Origin of the sequence: Hymenobacter metallilatus (genome assembly GCF_003944705.1) — a bacterium.
Lineage (GTDB): Bacteria > Bacteroidota > Bacteroidia > Cytophagales > Hymenobacteraceae > Hymenobacter > Hymenobacter metallilatus.
The window spans coordinates 52,984-71,779 of record NZ_RWIS01000014.1; the positions used below are offsets into that span (position 1 = coordinate 52,984).

14 protein-coding genes are annotated in these 18,796 nt (G+C 61.0%); 6 read left to right on the forward strand and 8 right to left on the reverse strand.

Going from position 1 to position 18,796, the window contains the following annotated elements; all coding sequences use genetic code 11:
- Positions 1-6: 6 nt before the first annotated feature.
- The gene (locus EI290_RS18180; RefSeq protein WP_125433091.1) at positions 7-1,059 is read left to right on the forward strand and encodes an ArsO family NAD(P)H-dependent flavin-containing monooxygenase; all 1,053 of its coding nucleotides are present in this window, start codon (positions 7-9) and stop codon (positions 1,057-1,059) included.
- On the opposite strand, the gene EI290_RS18185 is transcribed toward EI290_RS18180, so the two are convergent.
- The 4 genes from EI290_RS18185 to EI290_RS18200 all read right to left on the reverse strand — a co-directional run bounded on the left by EI290_RS18185 (position 1,048) and on the right by EI290_RS18200 (position 5,413).
- Positions 1,048-1,809 carry a LytR/AlgR family response regulator transcription factor gene (locus EI290_RS18185; RefSeq protein ID WP_125433092.1) on the reverse strand — a complete coding sequence of 254 codons (762 nt, stop codon included), beginning with the start codon at positions 1,807-1,809 and terminating at the stop codon, positions 1,048-1,050. The genes EI290_RS18180 and EI290_RS18185 overlap by 12 nt on opposite strands.
- Positions 1,810-1,843: 34 nt before the next feature.
- Complete coding sequence (locus tag EI290_RS18190) at positions 1,844-3,694, reverse strand: sensor histidine kinase (protein ID WP_125433093.1); 1,851 nt, start codon at positions 3,692-3,694, stop codon at positions 1,844-1,846.
- Positions 3,695-3,896: 202 nt separating this feature from the next.
- Positions 3,897-4,586: a hypothetical protein gene (locus tag EI290_RS18195; protein ID WP_125433094.1), complete on the reverse strand. Its 690-nt coding sequence runs from the start codon at positions 4,584-4,586 to the stop codon at positions 3,897-3,899.
- Positions 4,587-4,597: 11 nt separating this feature from the next.
- Positions 4,598-5,413, reverse strand: a complete 816-nt coding sequence (locus tag EI290_RS18200) for a ParA family protein (RefSeq protein WP_125433095.1) — start codon at positions 5,411-5,413, stop codon at positions 4,598-4,600.
- Positions 5,414-6,160: 747 nt separating this feature from the next.
- On the opposite strand from EI290_RS18200, the gene EI290_RS18205 reads away from it, so the two are divergent.
- From EI290_RS18205 to mobC, 3 genes are all read left to right on the forward strand, one after another.
- Entirely contained in the window at positions 6,161-6,484 is a 324-nt protein-coding gene (locus tag EI290_RS18205; RefSeq protein WP_125433096.1) for a plasmid mobilization protein, read from the forward strand.
- Positions 6,481-7,350 (forward strand): relaxase/mobilization nuclease domain-containing protein, encoded by an 870-nt coding sequence (locus tag EI290_RS18210; protein ID WP_125433097.1) that lies wholly within the window; start codon positions 6,481-6,483, stop codon positions 7,348-7,350. Before EI290_RS18205 ends, EI290_RS18210 begins: the two co-directional genes overlap by 4 nt.
- 134 nt (positions 7,351-7,484) lie before the next feature.
- Positions 7,485-9,494: a conjugal transfer protein MobC gene (gene mobC / locus EI290_RS18215; RefSeq protein WP_125433098.1), complete on the forward strand. Its 2,010-nt coding sequence runs from the start codon at positions 7,485-7,487 to the stop codon at positions 9,492-9,494.
- 28 nt (positions 9,495-9,522) lie between these two features.
- On the opposite strand, the gene EI290_RS18220 is transcribed toward mobC, so the two are convergent.
- The gene (locus tag EI290_RS18220; protein WP_221766281.1) at positions 9,523-11,196 is read right to left on the reverse strand and encodes a hypothetical protein; all 1,674 of its coding nucleotides are present in this window, start codon (positions 11,194-11,196) and stop codon (positions 9,523-9,525) included.
- A 242-nt stretch (positions 11,197-11,438) separates the two neighbouring features.
- Here EI290_RS18220 and EI290_RS18225 point away from each other — a divergent pair, with 242 nt between their 5' ends.
- Both EI290_RS18225 and EI290_RS18230 read left to right on the forward strand, forming a co-directional pair.
- On the forward strand, positions 11,439-13,238 hold the full coding sequence (locus EI290_RS18225; RefSeq protein WP_125433100.1) for a DUF3945 domain-containing protein: 1,800 nt from the start codon (positions 11,439-11,441) through the stop codon (positions 13,236-13,238).
- Between the two features lie 105 nt (positions 13,239-13,343).
- The gene (locus tag EI290_RS18230) at positions 13,344-15,416 is read left to right on the forward strand and encodes a toprim domain-containing protein (protein WP_125433101.1); all 2,073 of its coding nucleotides are present in this window, start codon (positions 13,344-13,346) and stop codon (positions 15,414-15,416) included.
- Between the two features lie 36 nt (positions 15,417-15,452).
- Here the strand turns inward: EI290_RS18230 and EI290_RS18235 are convergent, their stop codons facing one another.
- The 3 genes from EI290_RS18235 to EI290_RS18245 all read right to left on the reverse strand — a co-directional run bounded on the left by EI290_RS18235 (position 15,453) and on the right by EI290_RS18245 (position 18,789).
- Entirely contained in the window at positions 15,453-15,752 is a 300-nt protein-coding gene (locus tag EI290_RS18235) for a YidH family protein (protein ID WP_125433102.1), read from the reverse strand.
- A gap of 39 nt (positions 15,753-15,791) precedes the next feature.
- Entirely contained in the window at positions 15,792-17,228 is a 1,437-nt protein-coding gene (locus EI290_RS18240; protein WP_246008994.1) for a bifunctional metallophosphatase/5'-nucleotidase, read from the reverse strand.
- 223 nt (positions 17,229-17,451) lie between these two features.
- Positions 17,452-18,789, reverse strand: a complete 1,338-nt coding sequence (locus EI290_RS18245) for an MFS transporter (protein ID WP_125433103.1) — start codon at positions 18,787-18,789, stop codon at positions 17,452-17,454.
- Positions 18,790-18,796: the final 7 nt, after the last annotated feature.

Here is an 18,796-nt window from a genome sequence, read left to right on the forward strand (position 1 = left end):
TTTCGCATGCAGCCTGCTTTGGTAGACGTGTTGGTGATTGGGGCCGGTCAGAGTGGCTTGGCAGTCGGCTATTTCCTGCGTCGCTCGGGCTTGTCCTTCGTCTTGCTCGATGCGCAACCGGCACCGGGCGGGGCGTGGCAGCACGGCTGGGACTCTCTCCGCCTCTTCTCCCCGGCCGACGCCAGCTCGCTGCCTGGTTGGCTGATGCCGCGGCCCACTGGCGACCCGTACCCCACGCGCGACGCCGTGGTTGAGTACCTGCGTCACTACGAGCAGCGCTACCAGTTACCCGTGGAGCGCCCGGTGCGGGTAGCAAGCGTGCAACAGGCCGACAGCGGCTTCCTAGTCCGTACCGACCAAGGTGAATGGCAAGCCCGCGCCGTGGTTAGCGCAACGGGTACTTGGAGCCAGCCCTACCTGCCTGCTTATCCGGGGCAAGCGGACTTCCAGGGCATCCAACTGCACTCGGCCGAGTACCGCAACGCCGCTCCCTTTGCCGGGCAGCAGGTGTTGATTGTGGGCGGCGGCAACTCCGGAGCGCAGATTCTGGCCGATGTGTCGCGCGTAGCCCACACGACGTGGGTCACGGAGCAGGAGCCTCGCTTCCTGCCCGATGACGTGGACGGCCGGGTGCTCTTTACCCAGGCTACTCAACTCTACCACGCTGGCCACACTGCGCCCGCCGCTTCGCTGGGCGACATCGTCATGGTGGACACCGTGAAAGATGCCCGCCAGCGCGGGGTATTGCGCAGTGTCCGCCCTTTTGGGCGCTTCACCTCGACCGGCGTGCGGTGGCCTGATGGGCATGAGCAGCCGGTAGATGCCGTAATCTGGTGTACCGGCTTCCGCCCCGCTCTGAGTCATCTACGCCCGCTCGGCGTGGTGCAGCCTGAGGGCCGCGTACCAACTGAGGGTACCCGCGCTACCAGCCTACCCGGCCTGTGGCTGGTCGGCTACGGCAGTTGGACGGGCTTTGCTTCCGCGACTCTCATTGGCGTGGGACGCTCGGCCAAGAGTACGGTTTCCGAAATACAGACTTATCTCGGCTTAACCGACTAAGTGAATGCGGCTCTTGAGCTCATCCTTGCAGGAGCGGCTCACCGGCACGTATTCGGTACCCAGCAGCACACTGCTTTCCTCATAGGCCTGCACGTGGTCCAGGTTCACGATGTGGGAGCGGTGGGTCTTGAAAAACTGGTCGGGCAGCTTTTGCTCCAGCTCCTTAAGGGTGGAGTCAAACACAAACCGCTCCCGCACCGTGTGCAGGCGCACGTAGTTCTGCAGGGCCTCGAAGTAGAGGATGTCGCTGAGCAGCACTTTGACGTGGCCCGAACCTTTGCGCACGAACAGGTAGTCCTTGAACTTGGGGCAGCGCTCGGCGGGACCCAGCACCTCCGTGCCGGCGTCGGCCGTGTCCAGCACTGGCCCCACCGGCCCGGCCTCGTAGGCGTTGAACAGGGCCAGCTCAATCTGTACCCGCAGCGAATCATCGGTGAAGGGTTTGACCAGAAAGCCGTAGGGCTGGGCCAGCTTGGCCCGGTTCAGGGTGGCCGAGTCGGAGCGGGCCGTCAGAAACACCACCGGCACGGCAAACTGCCGCCGCACAAGCAGCGCGGCCGCAATGCCGTCGCAGTCGCCGGCAATGTTGATGTCCATCAGTACCAGCTCCACGGGCTGGGCGGCCAGTACACTCAGCGCTTCGTCGCTGTTGTCCACGGGCGGCAGGGGCGTGTGGCCCAGCCGGACCAGGGCGCGTTCAATCTCGGCGGCAATCAGCAGTTCGTCTTCAACAATGAGGATGGTAGCCATAGAGTGGAATAAGGGACGAGGCGAGGGGCCGGCATCAAACGCTGGCCACGGTAACCTGGGTGCCCGTGGGAAGAATGGGAGCGGTCGACACGCTGGCTTTTAGCTGTCGAGCTAGGGTATTCACCAACTGCAAGCCCAGCGAATGAGTTTCGGGCACAGTTCCCGCCGCTGGTAAGCCCGCCCCGTCATCCTGCACCGTAAGCTGGAAGCCGGCAGCAGTCTGTGCCAGCGCCACGTGCAGATGACCACGGTCCCGGTCCTGGAACGCGTGCTTGTAGGCGTTGGTCACCAACTCATTCACCACCAGGCCCAGGGCGCTGGCTTCTTTGGGGTCCATGACCAGGGGCGTCAGGCTGCTGCTCAGCTGAATGCGCTGCTGGGGCGTGGTAAGCGAGCGGTGCAGGGATTCCAGCAACTCGCCCAGATACTCGTTCATGCGCACCTGCGAGAGGTTGTCGGCCCGGTACAGAAACTCGTGCACCAGGGCCATGCTCTGGATGCGGGCTTGCGAACTGGCCAGGGCCTGCTGCAGTACGGGGTCGGGCAGGGTGCTGCGCTGCCAGGCCAGCAGGCTGCTGACCAGCTGCAGGTTGTTTTTGACTCGGTGGTGAATTTCCTGCAGCAACACTTCCTTCTCGGCCACGGCCCGGCAGTTGGCCTGGTTGGCCAGGGCCAACAGGGCTTTCTGCCGCCGCAGCCGCCAGTACAGGCCCCCACCCACGCCCACGGTCGTGGCAAGGCCGCCCAGCAGCAGCCAGAGTGAGTGCAGCTGGGCCCGCTGGCTGCGCTGTTCAAACTCAGCCGCCTTTTTCTGCTCGGTGAGCAGCTGCACGTCGTAGCGCACCTGCAGCTGGGCCAGGGCCTGCGCCTTATTGCCGTTGAAGAGCGAATCGCGCAGATCCTCAGCCCGGGCGTCGAGCTCATCCGCACGAGCGGGACGCTTCTGGTCGGCATAGGCCCAGGCCAGGCTGGAGAGGGCATCCGCTTCGTACTCGGGCATTTTCTCCGCGCGGGCCAGGGCCAAGGCCAGCTCCGCCGTCCGCTGGGCGGCCCGGGGCCGACCCTGCAGGCGGTACACGCGCGCCAGCGAAAGCGCCGAGCTGGCTGCCTGCGGCTGGTAGCGGTAGTGCTGCATGATGCGCAGGGCCCGCTGCATGTTCGTGGCCGCGGCCGCCAGGCTGGCCCGCGAGCGGGGCATCAGCTTGGCATACACTTCGCCCCGAAACTGGTACACGTAACCCAGGCCCCGGGCGTCGGCCGCGCGCTGCATGTAAGGCAAAGCCCGCGTGGCGTAGTGAAGCACCGAATCGTAGCGCTGCAGCACCAGGAAGGTATTGGCCAGGTTCAGCAGCAGGCCACCCCGCTCGCGGGGCCCTACCGAGAGGGTAGCGGCCTGCTGCCGGTAAGCCTGGCGCAGGTAGCGCAGGCCACCGGCCGCATCCTTGGTATCCACGGCCACCAGGCCCAGGCATTGGGTGAAGCGCCACTGGTCGCGGGGTCGGTGCGCACGAGTGAGTTCCACGCCCTGCTGGCTGTAGTGCATGGCGGCCACGTAGTCGGCAGCCCGCTCACAGTTCACCACCAGCTGGTACAAGGCGTCGGCTGCCCCTGACCAGTCAAGCCGGCGCCGGGCAAACGTTACTGCCTGCTTCCCTACCCGGCGACCTTCGGCCACATCCTGGGCAAATAGCTTATCGCTTAATGCCAACAGCGCCTGAAAGCGAGCGGAATCTGGCAGCGGGGCGTGGCGCACCAAGGCCCGCAGCGAGTCGATGGTCTGCGGCGTCTTAGGCGTCCTACTGGAAGATGGCGTCCGGGTATTGGCCAGGGCGCCGGAGCTGACGAGTAGCAGGCCGAGCACGGCCCAGATAGCACCGCCCTTCACGCGGTAACGGATTGTGAGTAAGGTAATGACGGATATAAGGTTTGTGTAGACATAGCGGGGTGGTAGTAGAGCCTCTCCCCTCCCCCACCATTAAGTGGAGCATTGGGAAAAGGCCAGAGCGGGAAACGGAACGGCCAGCTCAACCACGGAAGGTGAGCCGGCCGCTATACGTATGGAATAGCCCTGGGATACCAGTGCTGCCCTATTTTTTGGGTGCCATCATCTGGCGGATCTGCTTTTTCATCGCCTTCTGCAGCTGCGCTTCGTGCTCCTGCCGAAAGCGATTCAGAATGTTATGAATGATATCCGGGGCCGACGCGCCCCCGCCCAGGATAAAGCCGAGCTGGGTGAAATACTGCTGGTGGTCGGCCGTGATGCGGAGGGTGGTCGTTTTCTTCTCCGCCGAAGGCACGAACAGCTGCGCCAAGTCAAGCTCCCCACCTGCCGTGACCGGTGTGGCAACGGGCAACTCCTCGGCTTCCTCCCCGTCTTCTTCTTCCGGCGCGCTGGCCGGAGCTGGCGAAGGCAGTGGTGCGGGGGCGGCCGCGCGGGGCTCCTCCCCTACTGGTGCCGGCGCCGCTGCTGCGGGTTCTACCGCCTGAACGGGTGCCGCGGGTACGGCCGCCACCTCTGGCGCAGGCGTCGCCTTTTTTCCCGCTGGTTCCTTTGCAGCAGCGGGGGGAGCGACTTCAGCCGCGGGGGGCATCGACGGCGCGGCAGGAGTCTCCGCAACGGCAGCTGCGGATGCTTCAGCGGGCGCCGGTGCCGGCGCCACTGGCCGGGGGGCGTCGCCCATCAGGCTGAAAGCAGCAACGCCCGAGGTGAGGGCAGCAAGTTCACGCTGGCGCCGCTCGGCCGCGGCTTCTTTGGATTCAGTGGTTTTCTTGGCCATGGGAGCGGGCGTTATTTAGCGTTGTCGTCGAGGGTTTCAAGGGCAGCGGGGGCCGGCTGCTCGAATTCCGTGGGCGTGAAGTCAATGGTCTTGCCCGAGGGGGTAACCGTGCCCTTGCCGAGCACCAATTCCAGAATCTCCGTAATCAGGCTGCCCAGGCCGAGTTTGCCCAGCTCCTTTTCCGGCATAGGAAACATCGTGGAGCGCTTGTCCTTGATGCTGACCAGGGACTCCACCCGGCTGTTGAGCAGCGGATAGCCCTTTTCACGAAACAGCTCGGCGGTCTTCGTGTAAACCGTCCGCTTCTCCGCCTTGAGAAACTTGTTCCAGAAGGCGTAAAAGCCTGCCAGGTTGGATTCCGGCCGCTGCTTATGGGTGAAGTTGCCCAGAATGTGCATGTAGGACATCGTGGAGGCAATGGTTCCCATATCCGGCTCCATGGGCAGAAAGATGTAGTCTACTCGCTCTAGCAGTTCGCTCAACCCCACAACGTTGACCGTACCAGGCGTATCCACCAGGATAAAATCGAACTCTTTCTCGGCTAGGGTGTCAATCGCCTCAACGGCCTTTTCAACGCTCGAAATAGCAATCGGGTAAGGTGTTACCCCTTGCTTGATGAGCCGCTCCTGAAAAGCCACGTCGGATTGCAGAAGCTGCTGCTCGTGGTTGCGGTAGGCGTGCAAGGTGTTCTGCGGATAGTCGCAGTCAAGCATCGCCACTTTGTAGCCGTAGAGATAGCAGAGCGCTGAGGCGACGTGCGTGCCGATGGTGGATTTGCCAGCCCCACCCTTCTGAGTGGCAAAGGCAATTACCCGAGTGTTTTTCATTAGGTGAGTGGTTTTAAAAAAGTGGTTGTCGGTTCATAATGCGTCAATGCTTCAAAGTTGCAATGTGTCAATGAAGCATTGATTCTTTGCTTCTGTGCTTCAGGGCTTCTAAATGTCCGCGAGTTGCTGAATCAAAGAAGCAAGTCATCAAAGATACATAGCCTCGTTGAATTATCGAAGTATCGAAGCAGGCTATCAGCGCGGCAATACTTCAATGCTTCATTGAAGCATTGAAGTATGAGCAATCTGAAGCGCCGAAGTAATGAAGCACTGAAGCATAAAAAAATTTGATAAACCTGTATTGAAGCAATGAAGCGCCGAAGCAACAGTAATGTGGTACTTTTGCAAGTAGTATAAACGCTGCGTGTGACGCAATGAAGCAATGAAGCACCGATTCTTTGAAGCAGAAATTGCAGTAGATAGCAGCAATGTGTATTCAAATGTTCTGGTCCTTCATCATCAAGTTTAATTCGTGTTTTAAGTGCTTCATTGAAGCAAGGAAGCAATGATGCAAAGAAGCGCGCTAGTTATAGTCCTAGCCCCATTCAACGTCCTCGTTCAATCTGCTCGTTCATCGACCAGCAAGCCATGTCATTGTCCGGACAAACTTCGTTTGCCAGAGTCAATGACACCGCCAAGTTCGCAGGCTCACATGGCTTGGCTTGCTAGGTCTAGCTGCTTAGATTTGCTTGAATGGTGAACATTACTATTCAGTAGCCATTCTTCACCAACCGCCGTAAATAGCTTATGGAATCAGAGAATCAAGATGAAACAACTGCCGAGTCTACGCGCACTTCACGCATTGATGTGCGCGTAAGTCCTGATGAGAAAAAGGAGCTGCAGGAGAAAGCGGCGGCAGCTGGTTATAAGAAGGTGTCAGCCTATTTGCGGGACGTTGGACGGGGGGTAGAGATAAAAGAAAGCGTCCCGGCAGAGTTGCGACGGCAGCTGGTTGGCATTGGTACTAACCTTAATCAGATTGCGCGTCTGGCACAGGCTGGTAAGTCGTTTAGCAACCATGAGGCGCAGCTGTTAGAGGCGCTGACCATTATTAGAGGCTACCTGATATGATTGCGAAAACAACCACGGGTAGCGACTTTGAAGGCGCGCTGACTTACGGGGCTGGGCAGCGGCAGGGGAGGGGTAAGGAGCCAGGGGAGGCACCACTTTTAGTGGTCTCCAACGTAATTCCAGGAAGCCCGAAAGAGATGGCGCAGGATATGCAGGCCGTGGCGGCCCGGAGCAAGCGCGTGCGGAAACCCGTGTGGCATACGGTCCTTTCGTGGAAAGCCGGGGAAGCCGTGAGTCAGGCGCAAAAGGTGGCGGCGGCCAAGCGCTATTGTGAGTTGATGGGAGCACCGATTGATCGGCACCAGGTGGTCGTGTATGAGCACCGGGACAAGCAGCACGCCCACGTGCACATCTACCTGAACCGGGTGCCGATTGACGGCGGCCCGGCGTTGCGAACGGATAATAATTTTTACCGGCAGCCAGCCGTCACGCGGCAGATAAGCCAGGAGCTGGGCATGGACCCGCTACCCGAAAGGCGGCGTAGTTTGAAGACACTAGACCCCACCAAGGAGGTGGCGCGGCAGCGGGTAAGTCAGGCGCTGGCGCAGCTGCTGCAGCAGTCGGATAGGGAAGGGGAGCAGTGGCTGGCTTTGCAATTGCAAAAACTAGCCATCGAGATTCGCTACACCCACGACAAGGGCGGGGTATTGCGCGGCGTCAGCTTTGAAACGGAAGGAGTGGCCCTGCGGGGCCAGGAAGTAGGCTGCAAAGGGGCGCAGCTGCGGGAGGCCCTGGCGGCATCCGTGAAGCCGGTTATGAAGCCGGAAGCTGAGCGGAAGGCTCGTCCCGAGGTATCAACCACGCTGCCTCAGCCGGCGCCGCCTGAACGGCCGAAGCAAGCCCGCCGGAAGGGGCGTAGACAGTAGGGGCAGGGCAGGGGGTGTCACCCTTCGTGTGCTGAGCGTGCACCTCACCGCTGACTTTGAACCGCTCGTCAAGTAATCCGTGCCAGAGGTAAGGCAGGGCGGTAAGTTGCTTGATTCACCAAGCGGTTCAAGCAATGGACGACGAAAAGGGGTTACGGAAAATCATGGAGTTTATGCGCCTGTTTGCCATCGGGCTGCTGGCTGTAAACATCTACTACTACTGCTTCGGATACTTCCGCTCTCTGGGCTGGACGACGGGAGTGGTGGAGCACCTGCTGGAGAGCTTCACGCGAAATACCTTTCTGTTCAAAGCCAGCTGGGTTAGCAAGAGCCTGGCCGTGGTATTCTTACTGCTCAGCTGCCTGGGCACGCGGGGGCGGGCTAACCAGGAGCTCAGAGGCCGGACGGTGGCGGGCTCCGCCGCGCTGGGGCTGCTGCTGCTCTTCGGGGCGGATGCAGTGCGCGGGCTGACGCTGGGAGCCGGGCTGACGACGGTGCTTTACACCGGACTGCTGACGGCCGGTTTTCTGCTGTTACTGAGTGCCGGCGCGTGGCTGAGCCGGCTGTTCAACAACGACTTGCTGAAGGATATTTTCAACAAGGAGAACGAGAGCTTCCCGCAGGAGGAGCGGCTAATGGAAAACGAGTACTCCGTAAACCTGCGCACCGAGTACCAGGTGCGCGGCAAGAAGCACTGCGGCTGGCTGAACGTGGTGAATCCGTTCCGGGCCACGATGGTGCTGGGCACGCCCGGCTCGGGCAAGAGCTTTGCCATCATCAACGAGTTTATCCGGCAGCACCTGGCCAAGGGCTTCTGCATGTACATCTACGACTACAAGTTTGACGACCTGAGCCGCATCTGCTACAACACGCTGCTGCGTCACCAGAACAAGTTCGATAGGCCGGTGGGCTTCTACGTCATCAACTTCGACAACCCGCGCAAAAGCCACCGCTGCAACCCGCTGCTGCCCGAGCTGATGACCGACATCGTGGACGCCTACGAAAGCGCGTCGACCATCATGCTGAACCTGAACAAGAGCTGGATTCAGAAGCAGGGGGACTTTTTCGTGGAATCGCCCATCAACTTCGTGGCGGCCATCATCTGGTTTCTGAAGCTATTCGAGAAGGGCAAGTACTGCACCTTTCCCCACGTCATCGAGTTTCTGAGCCGCGACTACGAAGAGATTTTCCCGGTGCTGGCCTCGTACCCGGAAATTGAGAATCTGGTGAAGCCTTTCGTGTCGGCCTTTCAGAAGGACGCCATTGAGCAGCTGGAAGGGCAGATTGCCAGCGCCCGGATTCCGCTGAGCCGGCTGGCTTCGCCCCAGCTCTACTGGGTGATGTCGGGCAACGACTTTACGCTCGACATCAACAGCAACGAGGAGCCCAAGGTGTTGTGCGTGGGCAACAACCCCGAGCGCCAGGCCATCTACGGGGCCGCGCTAGGCCTCTACAACGCTCGCCTGGTGAAGCTGGTCAACCAGAAGGGCAAGCGCAAGTCGTCGCTGATCATTGACGAGTTGCCCACCATTTACTTCAAGGGCCTCGATAACCTCATTGCCACGGCCCGCAGCAACAAGGTGAGTACTTGCCTGGGCTTTCAGGACTTCTCGCAGCTGGAACGCGACTACGGGCAGAAGGAGGCCGAGGTCATCAAGAACACCGTGGGTAACGTGTTCAGCGGGCAGGTATCGGGCAATAGCGGCAAATGGCTGAGCGAGCGATTCGGCAAGATTCTGCAGCGGCGCCAGAGCCTGAGCATCAACATGCGCGAGACGAGCACCAGCCTTTCCACGCAGATGGACAGCATGATTCCGGCTAGTACCATTGCCAACCTCACCCAGGGTAACTTCGTGGGAGCAGTGGCCGACAACTTCGGCGAGGAAATCGACCAGAAGGTGTTTCACGCCCGCATCCAGGTAGACGTGAAGGCCGTAGCGGCGGAAGCCAGCGCCTACCAGCCCATCCCTGATATTACCAGCTTTATCAATCCGGCGACGGGCAAGGACGAGGCCGAGGAGATGATTAAGGCCAACTTCAACCGGGTGAAAACGGACGTGAAAGAGCTGTGCGCCCGCGAGCTGACCCGCATCAAGCAGGACCCAGCGTTGCGCCATCTGATTAAGGAAAAGGCCGAGCAGTAGTATTTTCAGGTGCCAACACAAGAGGTCATTATGCGCAGATTATAGTGGGCAATATCATCTTGAAAAGGTTGGAGTTAGGTGCCGACTGAGGCACGTGTTGCTTTGTATAAAAGCGAGCAAAAACCTCAAACGGCGTAAGGCGATATTCTGGAAGTTGTGTATGTAGATGGTATTCATCCAGCATGGTGAACAGGTTCAGTAGGCCCTGAGCTAGGTAGTACTCACGGAGCTCAAAAAAGCTCAAGCTGATGAATGTTACTTCTTGGACTGTTGCAGCAGCCGGTACGCCGGTATTGAGAGCAGCGAACTGCGCCTTATATATTTTGTTCACTCCTTCTGCTCCAAAGGAGTTGTCTGTATACACGACGACTGGATAAATTTCTAAGTCGTTGGGATGCGCATTATCGAAGGACACACCGTGAGTCTTGATGTCCAATAGGGCGTTCCAAAGCTGCGTGATACCCTTCGGACTATTATGTTGGTTCGACACAAACTTCTTGTCAAGCTCGGTGTAGAGTGTCTTCTGGTCAGCACTGTTTTTTACGGCAGCGTTTAGCAGTACGTCCTTGAATTCAATCAAGCAAACCTTGTTGCCTTGTCGGATATAGGCATCGCACAGTTCTTGTCCGGTAGAGTTGCGGCAATCATCACCGAAAAACAGGACGGCTGTCGGAAATGCCTCCCGCAACACTATGGGTAAGTAAATGCCTTCAGTAAAGTTCTTGCCCTTGTCTGAGAGGAAATCCACTTTCACCTTTTTCATCTTCAGGAAAGCTGAAAAAGCGAATACTTGAGCTTTATAAAACTGGTCGATTAGAAAATTGATGTCGAGCAGCAGGTAGTGGCCTGGGCGCACCTCAACCAGAAATCTGTTTCGGAGCTGAGTGAAGCTATCGTCCTCTCGATAGGCTGTCGCACAGTTGTTAACGCACAGCGAGCGGATGAAAGCCTCATCTGCTTCACCATTCGCTAAGTAATCTTCAAGCAGTAAATGTTGCTGCAAATGATTTGTGCCAATACCTACGGCCTGAAATAGTACCGACAGGTTTTTGAACATTCGCAAATAACCTGACACGTGCTGCTGGGCATAAAATTCTGCCATGAGTGGTCTATATACTGGGTGGCCCTCTAGGTACTCATAGAATTTAACCCCTCTTACTACTTGGTTGCTGAAATCCGTGGTTGAGGCGTAATCCTTTTGATACAGGAAATGCGGCAACATGACGTCCTCCAAGCGGTCAGCCTCCGCCGCTTGCTGGATTGCTCCGGCAGGAATCTGTAGTTTATTGTTCGCATGCAGGTTGACGATAAGATAGGCGTCGAATACCCGTTGGGCTTCGTTCGGATGCAAGTCGCGGCTAGGTAGGGTATTGTATGTTGAAAAAACTAACCCGTAGAAAAGCAGATTAGAGTAGCGCCAGAACATTATGGGCTTATTGCCAGCTGCAAAAGCCTGCTTAATAACGGCCTCCCAGCGAGCAGTAGTAGCTGGCACGCACTTGTTCAGCAAATTGCTGGCTAACCAAGCCTGCACCTTGTCAGCGTCATCGGAGTTTTCACTCAAATACAAATGCACGTTGAAACCGGCGGTGTAGGTCAGAAGCGTAGCCGAGGGAATTTCCGTCAGCAGTTGACGGGCATCTTCCAGCGTTTTTTCGGTGCCGTAAAACTGCTGATAGTCCAGCAGCAGTAGCAGTTGCATTCGGGTGTCGCTCACAGTATCAGAAGCCAAGTGGAAGTGCCGGTGTCAGGTAAGGCTGGACTGAATATAACTGTGCCATTCATGTAGGGTTTCGGTACCTCAACCCCTAATTCCGACCACTCGTCAAGTTTTTGCTCCGCGCCTACTGGTGGCCGATAGGTTTGCACAAGTCGAATTCCGGGCTGCCCATCCCCGTGCTAAGCGGTCAGGGTGGCTTTTTCCTTCCTCTATTCCACTTTCCAATGGCTGAGCAAGATGACGAGATGACCCCAGCGCCGGTGCACCAGATGCAGGCCAGCGAAGCAGAAGAATCCTTGACTAACGGGCAGGCCCAAACCCCACCACAACCCGTACCCCTGGCCGACGAGGTGGCTCTATCTCCAGGCGTTGCGCCGGCTGGGGATAAAGCTCCTGCGGCGTTGACACCCGATGAGCAGCCGAGCAAGGGCCCGCAGGCGCAGACCACAGCGGTAAGGGAGGGGCAGGAGGCCCCCACTGCCGACCCTGCTACCGATGCAATGGCTACAGCGCCCGTGGGCGAATTGCGCATCACCTGGCAGCAGAAGGGCGATGAGGTAGCCCCGCTGCTGGAAATGCGCGCTTACCTCGACCAACTCCGGGAAGCCGGCGTGGCCGTGGGCGCACTGCAGTTCGAGCGTAACCCGGCGGGCAAACTCACGGGGGGCTTTGCGGTCAGCTACGACCCCGAATCCAACAAACTGGGTCAGCTGGAGGCGACATTACAGGGCTTCCGGCAGATAGGGAATGGCGTGGGCGTGATGGAAAACCCGGAGCAGGCGGCCGCCCGCCGGCAGGAGGCGGGCTACGATGACAGCTATGAGCCCCCGCGCAGCAAGCAGGTGCGGCAGGCATTCGGCGCCGGGCAGTGGGACGCGCTGAGCGCCCAGCTCGCGGCCGTGCCCAAGCACGCGCTAACCGTCCCGGAGCAGGGGCAGCAGGCCGCAGCCGAGCAGCGCGTGCAGCAGCTGGCCCAGCAGCAGGGCAAGACCACCGAGCAGGTGCTGCGCGACGGGAAAAGCATTTTTGACATTGACACCAGCGGCAACCCGGCGTCAGCCTTTCTGAAGAACTTCTACGCCCATCTGAACGGCGGCCCAAAGACCCGGCAGCACCTGGAAGTGGACTACGAGCAAACCCGCCAGGATTTGCAGGCGCGCCTGCTTCGCAAGGCAGGTACTGCCCAGGCGGAAGTTCTGCCCGACCAGGCGCCAGCTGCCCTAGGTGCCCACGCAGTGGCCGTCGCCGACGCCGGCAAGCCGGCTCCGGCCGAGGTGGTAGCCCCGCCGGCCCCCAGTGCCCCGCCATTCCAGGCCAGCGACGTGCCGCAGCAGGTGCTGGCTTCGCTGGGCCTGACCCTGCAGATGCTGGAGCAGAGCGGGCAGCTGGAAAAGCTGCTGAGCGGGCGGCAAACCGACCTGCTGGCCATGCAGGTGACGGGCCGGCCGGATCAGGACCCCGTTCGGTTTGCGGGGAAGATGGTGCTGCGCCGCGAAGCTGACGGCACGGCCACCCTGAAAATGGAGTTGCCCCAGGCCCGGTTGGTGATTCCCAATGAGATTGGAGGGCTGCCATTCACGCCCGAGCAGCGGCAGCGGCTGGAAGCCGAGGGCAACGCCGGCCTGCTGCGCGGCCTAAAGGATGAGCAGGGCCGCACCTACAACGGCTACGTGGCCGTGGATAAGACCATGAACAAAGTAGTGATTCTGCCCGAAGACAAGGTGACGCTGCACGATACTATTGCCGGCGTCAAGCTCACGCCCGAGCAGAGCCACGACCTGCGCGAGGGCAAAGTCGTGGCCCTGGCCGGCATGGCCAGCGGCGACGGTGGCCGGCAATTCGACGGCACCGTGCAGGTAAATGCTGCTAAGGCCTGCATCGAGGTGCGCCCCGCCGCGCATGAGCTAATCCAGCGCCAGGCGCCGCAGGTGCAGCAAGCGGTACCGGGTGCTACCAAGACGGTGGTGGCCACGCCGGCCAAGGAGCAAACGACGCAGGTGAAAACCCGGGGGCCGCGCCACTAAGCGGGCCAACTGCTTCCACGCCATCATCTATTCACCCCAAGCCCGGAAGCTCTTTTCCGGGCTTCTTTTTTCTGGGCTGCCCCCGGTCTAACCCATCCCCAAGCCATGGAACACGAGCTGACTTTTCAAAAAATCAAGGAGCGGGTGGAGTTGCCCGAGCTGCTGAGCCATTTCGGCTACACCCTGAAAAAAGGCGAGCAGTTGGGCCGAGGCAAGTGGCATGTATTCGAGGGCGACGATACCCTGGTCGTGTTTAAGGGCCGGGGCGGTGACTGGATGTATTTCAACGCCCAGGATGACCGCGACAAGGGCAGCGTCATCGACTGGATGAAGAACCGGGTAAGCTCGGGACGAATTGCTGGCATTGCCCAGCTGCCGGGTCGTACTCTGTGGCAGGCAGTCAACGACCACTTCCGCGCCTACCTGAGCCTGCCCGAGCCGCAGCGGCCCCGGCTCGATTTGCCACCTATTGCCGAAACCGCGCCCGGCGAGAAGTTCCACAGCATCTTCACTAAGGACTGCCGGCCGCTGGAAGACACCACCTACCTCGAAGGGCGGGGCATCAGCCTAGCTACGCTGCGGCACCCGCAGTTCGTCGGGCGCATACTCAACCACCGGCACACCGTGCAGCGGGCCGGGCTGCCGCCCAAAACCTACGTCAACACGGCCTTCCCGGCCTACCACGAGGGGCGGGTAGTGGGACTGGAACTGAAAGGCGCAGGCTTCAAGGGGCAGGCGCCGGAAAGCCAGTTTTCCCGCTCCTTGTGGCTGAGCCGGCTGCCCGAGGGCCGGCCGGCGGCGGTGCTCGTAGTCAGCGAGTCAGCCCTCGATACGCTTTCCTATGCGCAGCTGCACCCCCAGGAAAGCGCCCTCTACGCTTCCACCGCCGGCACGCTCACCCAGAATAAGATTTTCGAGTTGAAACGGCTGCTGCGCGAGGAGCAGATTCCGGCCATCCGGGCTGCCTTTGACAATGACACCCAGGGGCACCATTTCGACACGCGGCTCTTGGCAGGCCTGGCCAGCGACCAGAATCCGATGAAAGTGGTGCGCGAGCATGAGCACCAACTGACCGTCGAAATCGTGGCGCCCCAGCCGGCCGGCGTGCAGGCATTGAGCCGGCGGCTGCAGGCTTACAACGAGCAGACGAGTCAGCAGTTCAGTCAGGCTAATGGAGCCCCCGGTACGCCGGCCACGAGCCCGACCCTGCGCGATGAGCTAATACACTCTCAGAAGCTGGGCGCCCACACCTACCAGTTTCACCTGCCCATGAGCCCGGGGGCGCTGCACGCCTTCAATCAGGCGGCCAGCCAGACGCTGGCCTTCGAGCACCGGGTGGAACTCGTGAAAAGCCAGGGCAAGGACTGGAACCAGGATCTAAAGCAGGACCAGCTGCAGCAGGTGGTGCGGCGCGAGCTGGGTGACGTGGACGAGGACCAATACGGCTTCGGCCAGCAGCACTGGGACAATCCGGAAATAAGTGGCAGCGGGAAGATTGCCCAGCTGCACCAAGCCCAGGCCGAGGCCCGGACCCAAGGGGAGCGGCTGCTAGTGGTAGAGTTGCGCGAAAGCCGGGACGAAACGGCGCTGCTGCCCACCCTGCGCGAAAATCTGGAGCGCATCGGCCTGCACATCGACCACGCCACCCGGCAGCCGCCCGGTGTAGCCCGCGAAATACTAACGGAACTGACCCTGCGCTACCCCGTTCAATCACCCCAGTTGCCGGCCATCAGCGACGCAGTGGATGCGCTCCGGCAGAATCCCCGGGTCACGGTGGTAGAATCCGGGCAGGACGCGGTGGAGCGCCGGCAGCTGGCCGCCGCCCGGGAGCAGGAGCGCCAAGCTGGCCCGCCATTGCGGCCCAGTGACTCCCCCGCCCGTGATCAGGCCCGTCAGGACTTCATCGAGGCGGCGCGGCAGGTAGTCCGCGAGCTGCGCGTGTGCGCCGCCGGCTTGGAGGCCGCCCGGCTGCAGGAAGTCAGCAAGCAGCTGCTGACCCGGCCGGCGCTGACGGGTATCAACCAAGAGAATGTCGCAAGGGTTCTGGCGGTGGTGGATACGCTGGACACGCTGAAAGCCAGCCCCGCCGTACTGCAGTTGCGCCAAGCGGCGCAGCTGCTACATGCGCCCAAGCCCCCAGTTCCGGAAAACCGTCCCCGGACCAGCCCCCGGTGGTAGGGGTTGCCAGGTGCCGGGCGTCGAGAAGTTCACTAGCTAACGAGGCAGGCTAGTTGCAGAAGCATTGACTGCTATCCGACACTCTTCAATTTCCCGCTGCCGCATCCGGAAGCGTAGCCACCCGGTGAGCAGCACAACGCCGGCAGCACCAACCGCCCAGTAGCCCAACGACCCGGCGCGCACCGGATGAAGCTGAATCAGGGCCAGACCGAAGCCCAGCATAGCCAGACTGGTGCGCACGTAGGTGAGAAACGTACGCTCATTGGCCATGCGGGTGCGGGCCGCGGCCAGGCCCTGCTGGTCATAGTTGGGCGGTAATGAAGGAAATGCAGGCATGCGGAAGCAGTATATCGAAAGCCCGGGCTACCCCGGGCATTATACCACTACGAACGTCGCGTGCGGATGAACGACCATGGGCCGGTGCTGGGTTAGATAGGCCCGCATAACGGCCACCACGTGCTGCCCGGTTTTGCGGCGGTTGCGGCCAAATTGAGGCGGTACGCCTTGCGCGGTGATATACGCGGCCGTATAGGTTCGTCCCGGGTCCAAGGGCTGGTCTTTGATAAACACGGTTTGCAAGCGGCTGCCTTTGGGATTCTCGGCTTTGAAGTACGCTTTCAGGCCCAGGGCCCGCTTCACGTAGCCGCCCATCTGGTGCAGCGGGTTCTGGCTGTAGGTGCCTTCCAGGTTCTTCTCCAGCATCTGGCGCAGCTCCGCGCCGGTGAGCTCGACCGTTTCAATCTCCGGGTCCATCGGCACCAGGTCGTAGAGGTCGTTGAGCTGCACCGGGCCGGGGGGGATGGGCGCCCCGTAGCGCCAGCCGTTGGAGAAGTACAGGTCGGCGGGCACCAGCGCCCGGATGCTAGCGAGCAGAAAATCGTCGGCCGGGCATTCCACCGACGTGCCCCGGTGCAGCCCGGTGGCGGTGACGCCCACGACCTCGCGCAGGCTGGCATAGGGCAGCAGGGCCGCGTCGATGCGCGCCTGCAGAGCCGGATCGGGCGTCAGGTCCGCGCTGACTTCCCGCAACTCATGGTCGTGGGCGGTGACGCGGCCGTTTTCCACGGTGAGCGTGAGGCGGCCGACAAAGGAGCCGTGGGCCCCGGACTGAATAACCAGACAGTCGCCCGCGCGGTAGGGTTCGTAGAGGCGGTTGTGGGTGTGGCTGCTCAGGCACACGTCCACGCCGGGGTGCGCCTGCAGCAGGGCCACGTCCTGCGGGAAGCCGCAGTGGGAAAGCAATACTACCAAGTCGGCGCGCTCCGTGCCGCGCAGTTCGGCCACGTAGCGGGGCAGCTCCGCCGTGCCATCGGTGAAGCGCAGGCCCTCACCGAAATGGGCCGGCATGGTCTTGTCGACGATGGGGCAGGCCAGGCCGATGACGCCCACGCGCAGGCCAGCCGTTTCGTAGACCTGATACGGCGGATACACCAACTCGCCCGAGGCTTTCTCATACACATTGGCGGCCAGCAGGGGGTAATTCAGCTGCTTAACCAACTGGCGCAGCCGGTCTGGTCCATAGGCAAAATCCCAGTGAGCCGTCATACCGGCCACGCCCAACTCGTTGAGGATAGGCACCAGAATCTCGCCCTGGGTATCCACCACCGGCCGGGTGCCGTGAAACGTGTCGCCCCCGTCGAAGAGCAGGCTCGCCGGGTATTGCTGGCGCCACTGCTGCAGCAGGGTGGCAATGCGGGCGTAGCCTCCGCAAGGGCGGTACTCGGGGCCGGTAGGGCCGTAAAACAGCTCCTGGTGCAGATTCAGGTAGCCGTGCACGTCGTTAAGCTGGAAGAAGGAGAGGGTGGTAGCCATCAGGTGGGAAGGGTTGGGTAGGTAATTTGGAGCGTCAGGCCCAACTCGCGCTTATGCTGGCTCACGTAAAACGATTAGGCTTTGGCGGCCAGAATTTTGTTCCAGTAGAGCTACGGCAAGGCGTAGCGCTTGAGCAGCCACATGGAATAGCGCTCTTGGGCCTACGCATCGTGCCCGTGGCCCTCCGGGGAGTCGATGCAGTAGACGGGCACCGGGGTCGTTTTCACGCGCAGCGTAGTAAGAGCTGGAACAGATAGGAGCTTAGCGGGCGAACCAGCACCTGACTGCCCAGGCGGAATGTTGGAGCGGGCCGGGCGCAACTGCCGGTGGAGGCGTCTACGCTATCCGGCGCGGGCAGGCAGTACATGCGGCGGCGAATGACGAGAGAGGAAAGTACTGTTAGCCCTCCGATGGCAGCCAGGGCGGCCCCCAGGCCCAGCGTATCGGCCAGTATGCCCGTAAGCAAGGCGCCGATGGCGTAGCCCACGTCCCGCCAGAGGCGGAAGATGCCCACGCTGTGAGCCCGCTGGGCCAAGGGGGCATACTCGGCAATAGCTGCCAGAAAGGTGGGATATACCAGGGCCGTGCCGGCTCCCAGCAAACCCGCCAGCAGCACAAACACTGGGTAGGAAGACGTGAAGAGCATGGTCAACAGCACCGCCCCCTGCAGCAGCATACCCCAGAAGAGCAGGTCTTTCTTGCAGAGGCGGTCGGCCAACGGGCCGGTCACCAGCTGGCCCAGGCCCCACACGGCCGGGTACACGGCGGCCACGGTACCAATCTGGGTAAGGGTGAATCCCTTGGAAGCCAGCAGCAACGGCAGCAACCCCCAGACCATCCCGTCGTTGAGGTTGTTGACTAGGCCGGCCTGCGTGACCGAGCCCAGGTTGGGGTGGCGCCAGGTCACGTCCCAGAAGGAAAGCGGCGGCCCAGCTGAGCTGCCGGCCGGAGCCTGCGCCGCTTCCAGCGCCACGTGGTGACGCGTGTCACGCACCAGCAGGCTGCTCAGCAGGCCCAGCACGGCCAGCACGATGCCCAAGTAGAACGGGTAGGGCCGCAGGCCGTACTCGGTGGCCAGCCAGCCCGAGGCAAACGCCGTAGCGGCCACGGCCAGATAGCCCGCCGACTCGTTCAGGCCCATGGCCAGCCCGCGCTGCTTGGGGCCCACTAGGTCAATCTTCATCACCACGGTGCTCGACCAGGCCAGGCCCTGATTCAGGCCCAGCAGCACGTTGGCGAAAATCACCCAGCCCCAGGAAGGGGCCCAGAGTAGCAGCAGCGGCACGGGCAGGCCAATGAGCCAACCGATAACCAACAGGTTTCGGCGCCCCACCGTATTGGCCCAAGCCCCCGCGTAGTAGTTGGCCACGGCTTTCGTAAGCCCAAACACCACGATGAAGGAGAGAATGGCCGAGCGGGCTACTAGATGAAATTCCTGCTCCGCCAGCCGGGGCAGAATCGTGCGCTCCAGCCCCACCATGCCCCCCACAAAGGCATTCACCAGGACCAGCAGGCTGAACTGGTGCCAGTTTTCACGCAGACCCAGACGCGGAGTAGTCATGGCTAGT

Bases quoted from the DNA above. Each gene is read 5' to 3' on its own strand.
- EI290_RS18180 (WP_125433091.1), top strand. From the start codon at position 7: ATGCAGCCTGCTTTGGTAGACGTGTTGGTGATTGGGGCCGGTCAGAGT.
- EI290_RS18185 (WP_125433092.1), bottom strand. From the start codon at position 1,809: ATGGCTACCATCCTCATTGTTGAAGACGAACTGCTGATTGCCGCCGAG.
- EI290_RS18195 (WP_125433094.1), bottom strand. From the start codon at position 4,586: ATGGCCAAGAAAACCACTGAATCCAAAGAAGCCGCGGCCGAGCGGCGC.
- EI290_RS18200 (WP_125433095.1), bottom strand. From the start codon at position 5,413: ATGAAAAACACTCGGGTAATTGCCTTTGCCACTCAGAAGGGTGGGGCT.
- EI290_RS18205 (WP_125433096.1), top strand. From the start codon at position 6,161: ATGGAATCAGAGAATCAAGATGAAACAACTGCCGAGTCTACGCGCACT.
- EI290_RS18210 (WP_125433097.1), top strand. From the start codon at position 6,481: ATGATTGCGAAAACAACCACGGGTAGCGACTTTGAAGGCGCGCTGACT.
- mobC (WP_125433098.1), top strand. From the start codon at position 7,485: ATGGACGACGAAAAGGGGTTACGGAAAATCATGGAGTTTATGCGCCTG.
- EI290_RS18220 (WP_221766281.1), bottom strand. From the start codon at position 11,196: ATGCAACTGCTACTGCTGCTGGACTATCAGCAGTTTTACGGCACCGAA.
- EI290_RS18225 (WP_125433100.1), top strand. From the start codon at position 11,439: ATGGCTGAGCAAGATGACGAGATGACCCCAGCGCCGGTGCACCAGATG.
- EI290_RS18230 (WP_125433101.1), top strand. From the start codon at position 13,344: ATGGAACACGAGCTGACTTTTCAAAAAATCAAGGAGCGGGTGGAGTTG.
- EI290_RS18235 (WP_125433102.1), bottom strand. From the start codon at position 15,752: ATGCCTGCATTTCCTTCATTACCGCCCAACTATGACCAGCAGGGCCTG.
- EI290_RS18240 (WP_246008994.1), bottom strand. From the start codon at position 17,228: ATGGCTACCACCCTCTCCTTCTTCCAGCTTAACGACGTGCACGGCTAC.
- EI290_RS18245 (WP_125433103.1), bottom strand. From the start codon at position 18,789: ATGACTACTCCGCGTCTGGGTCTGCGTGAAAACTGGCACCAGTTCAGC.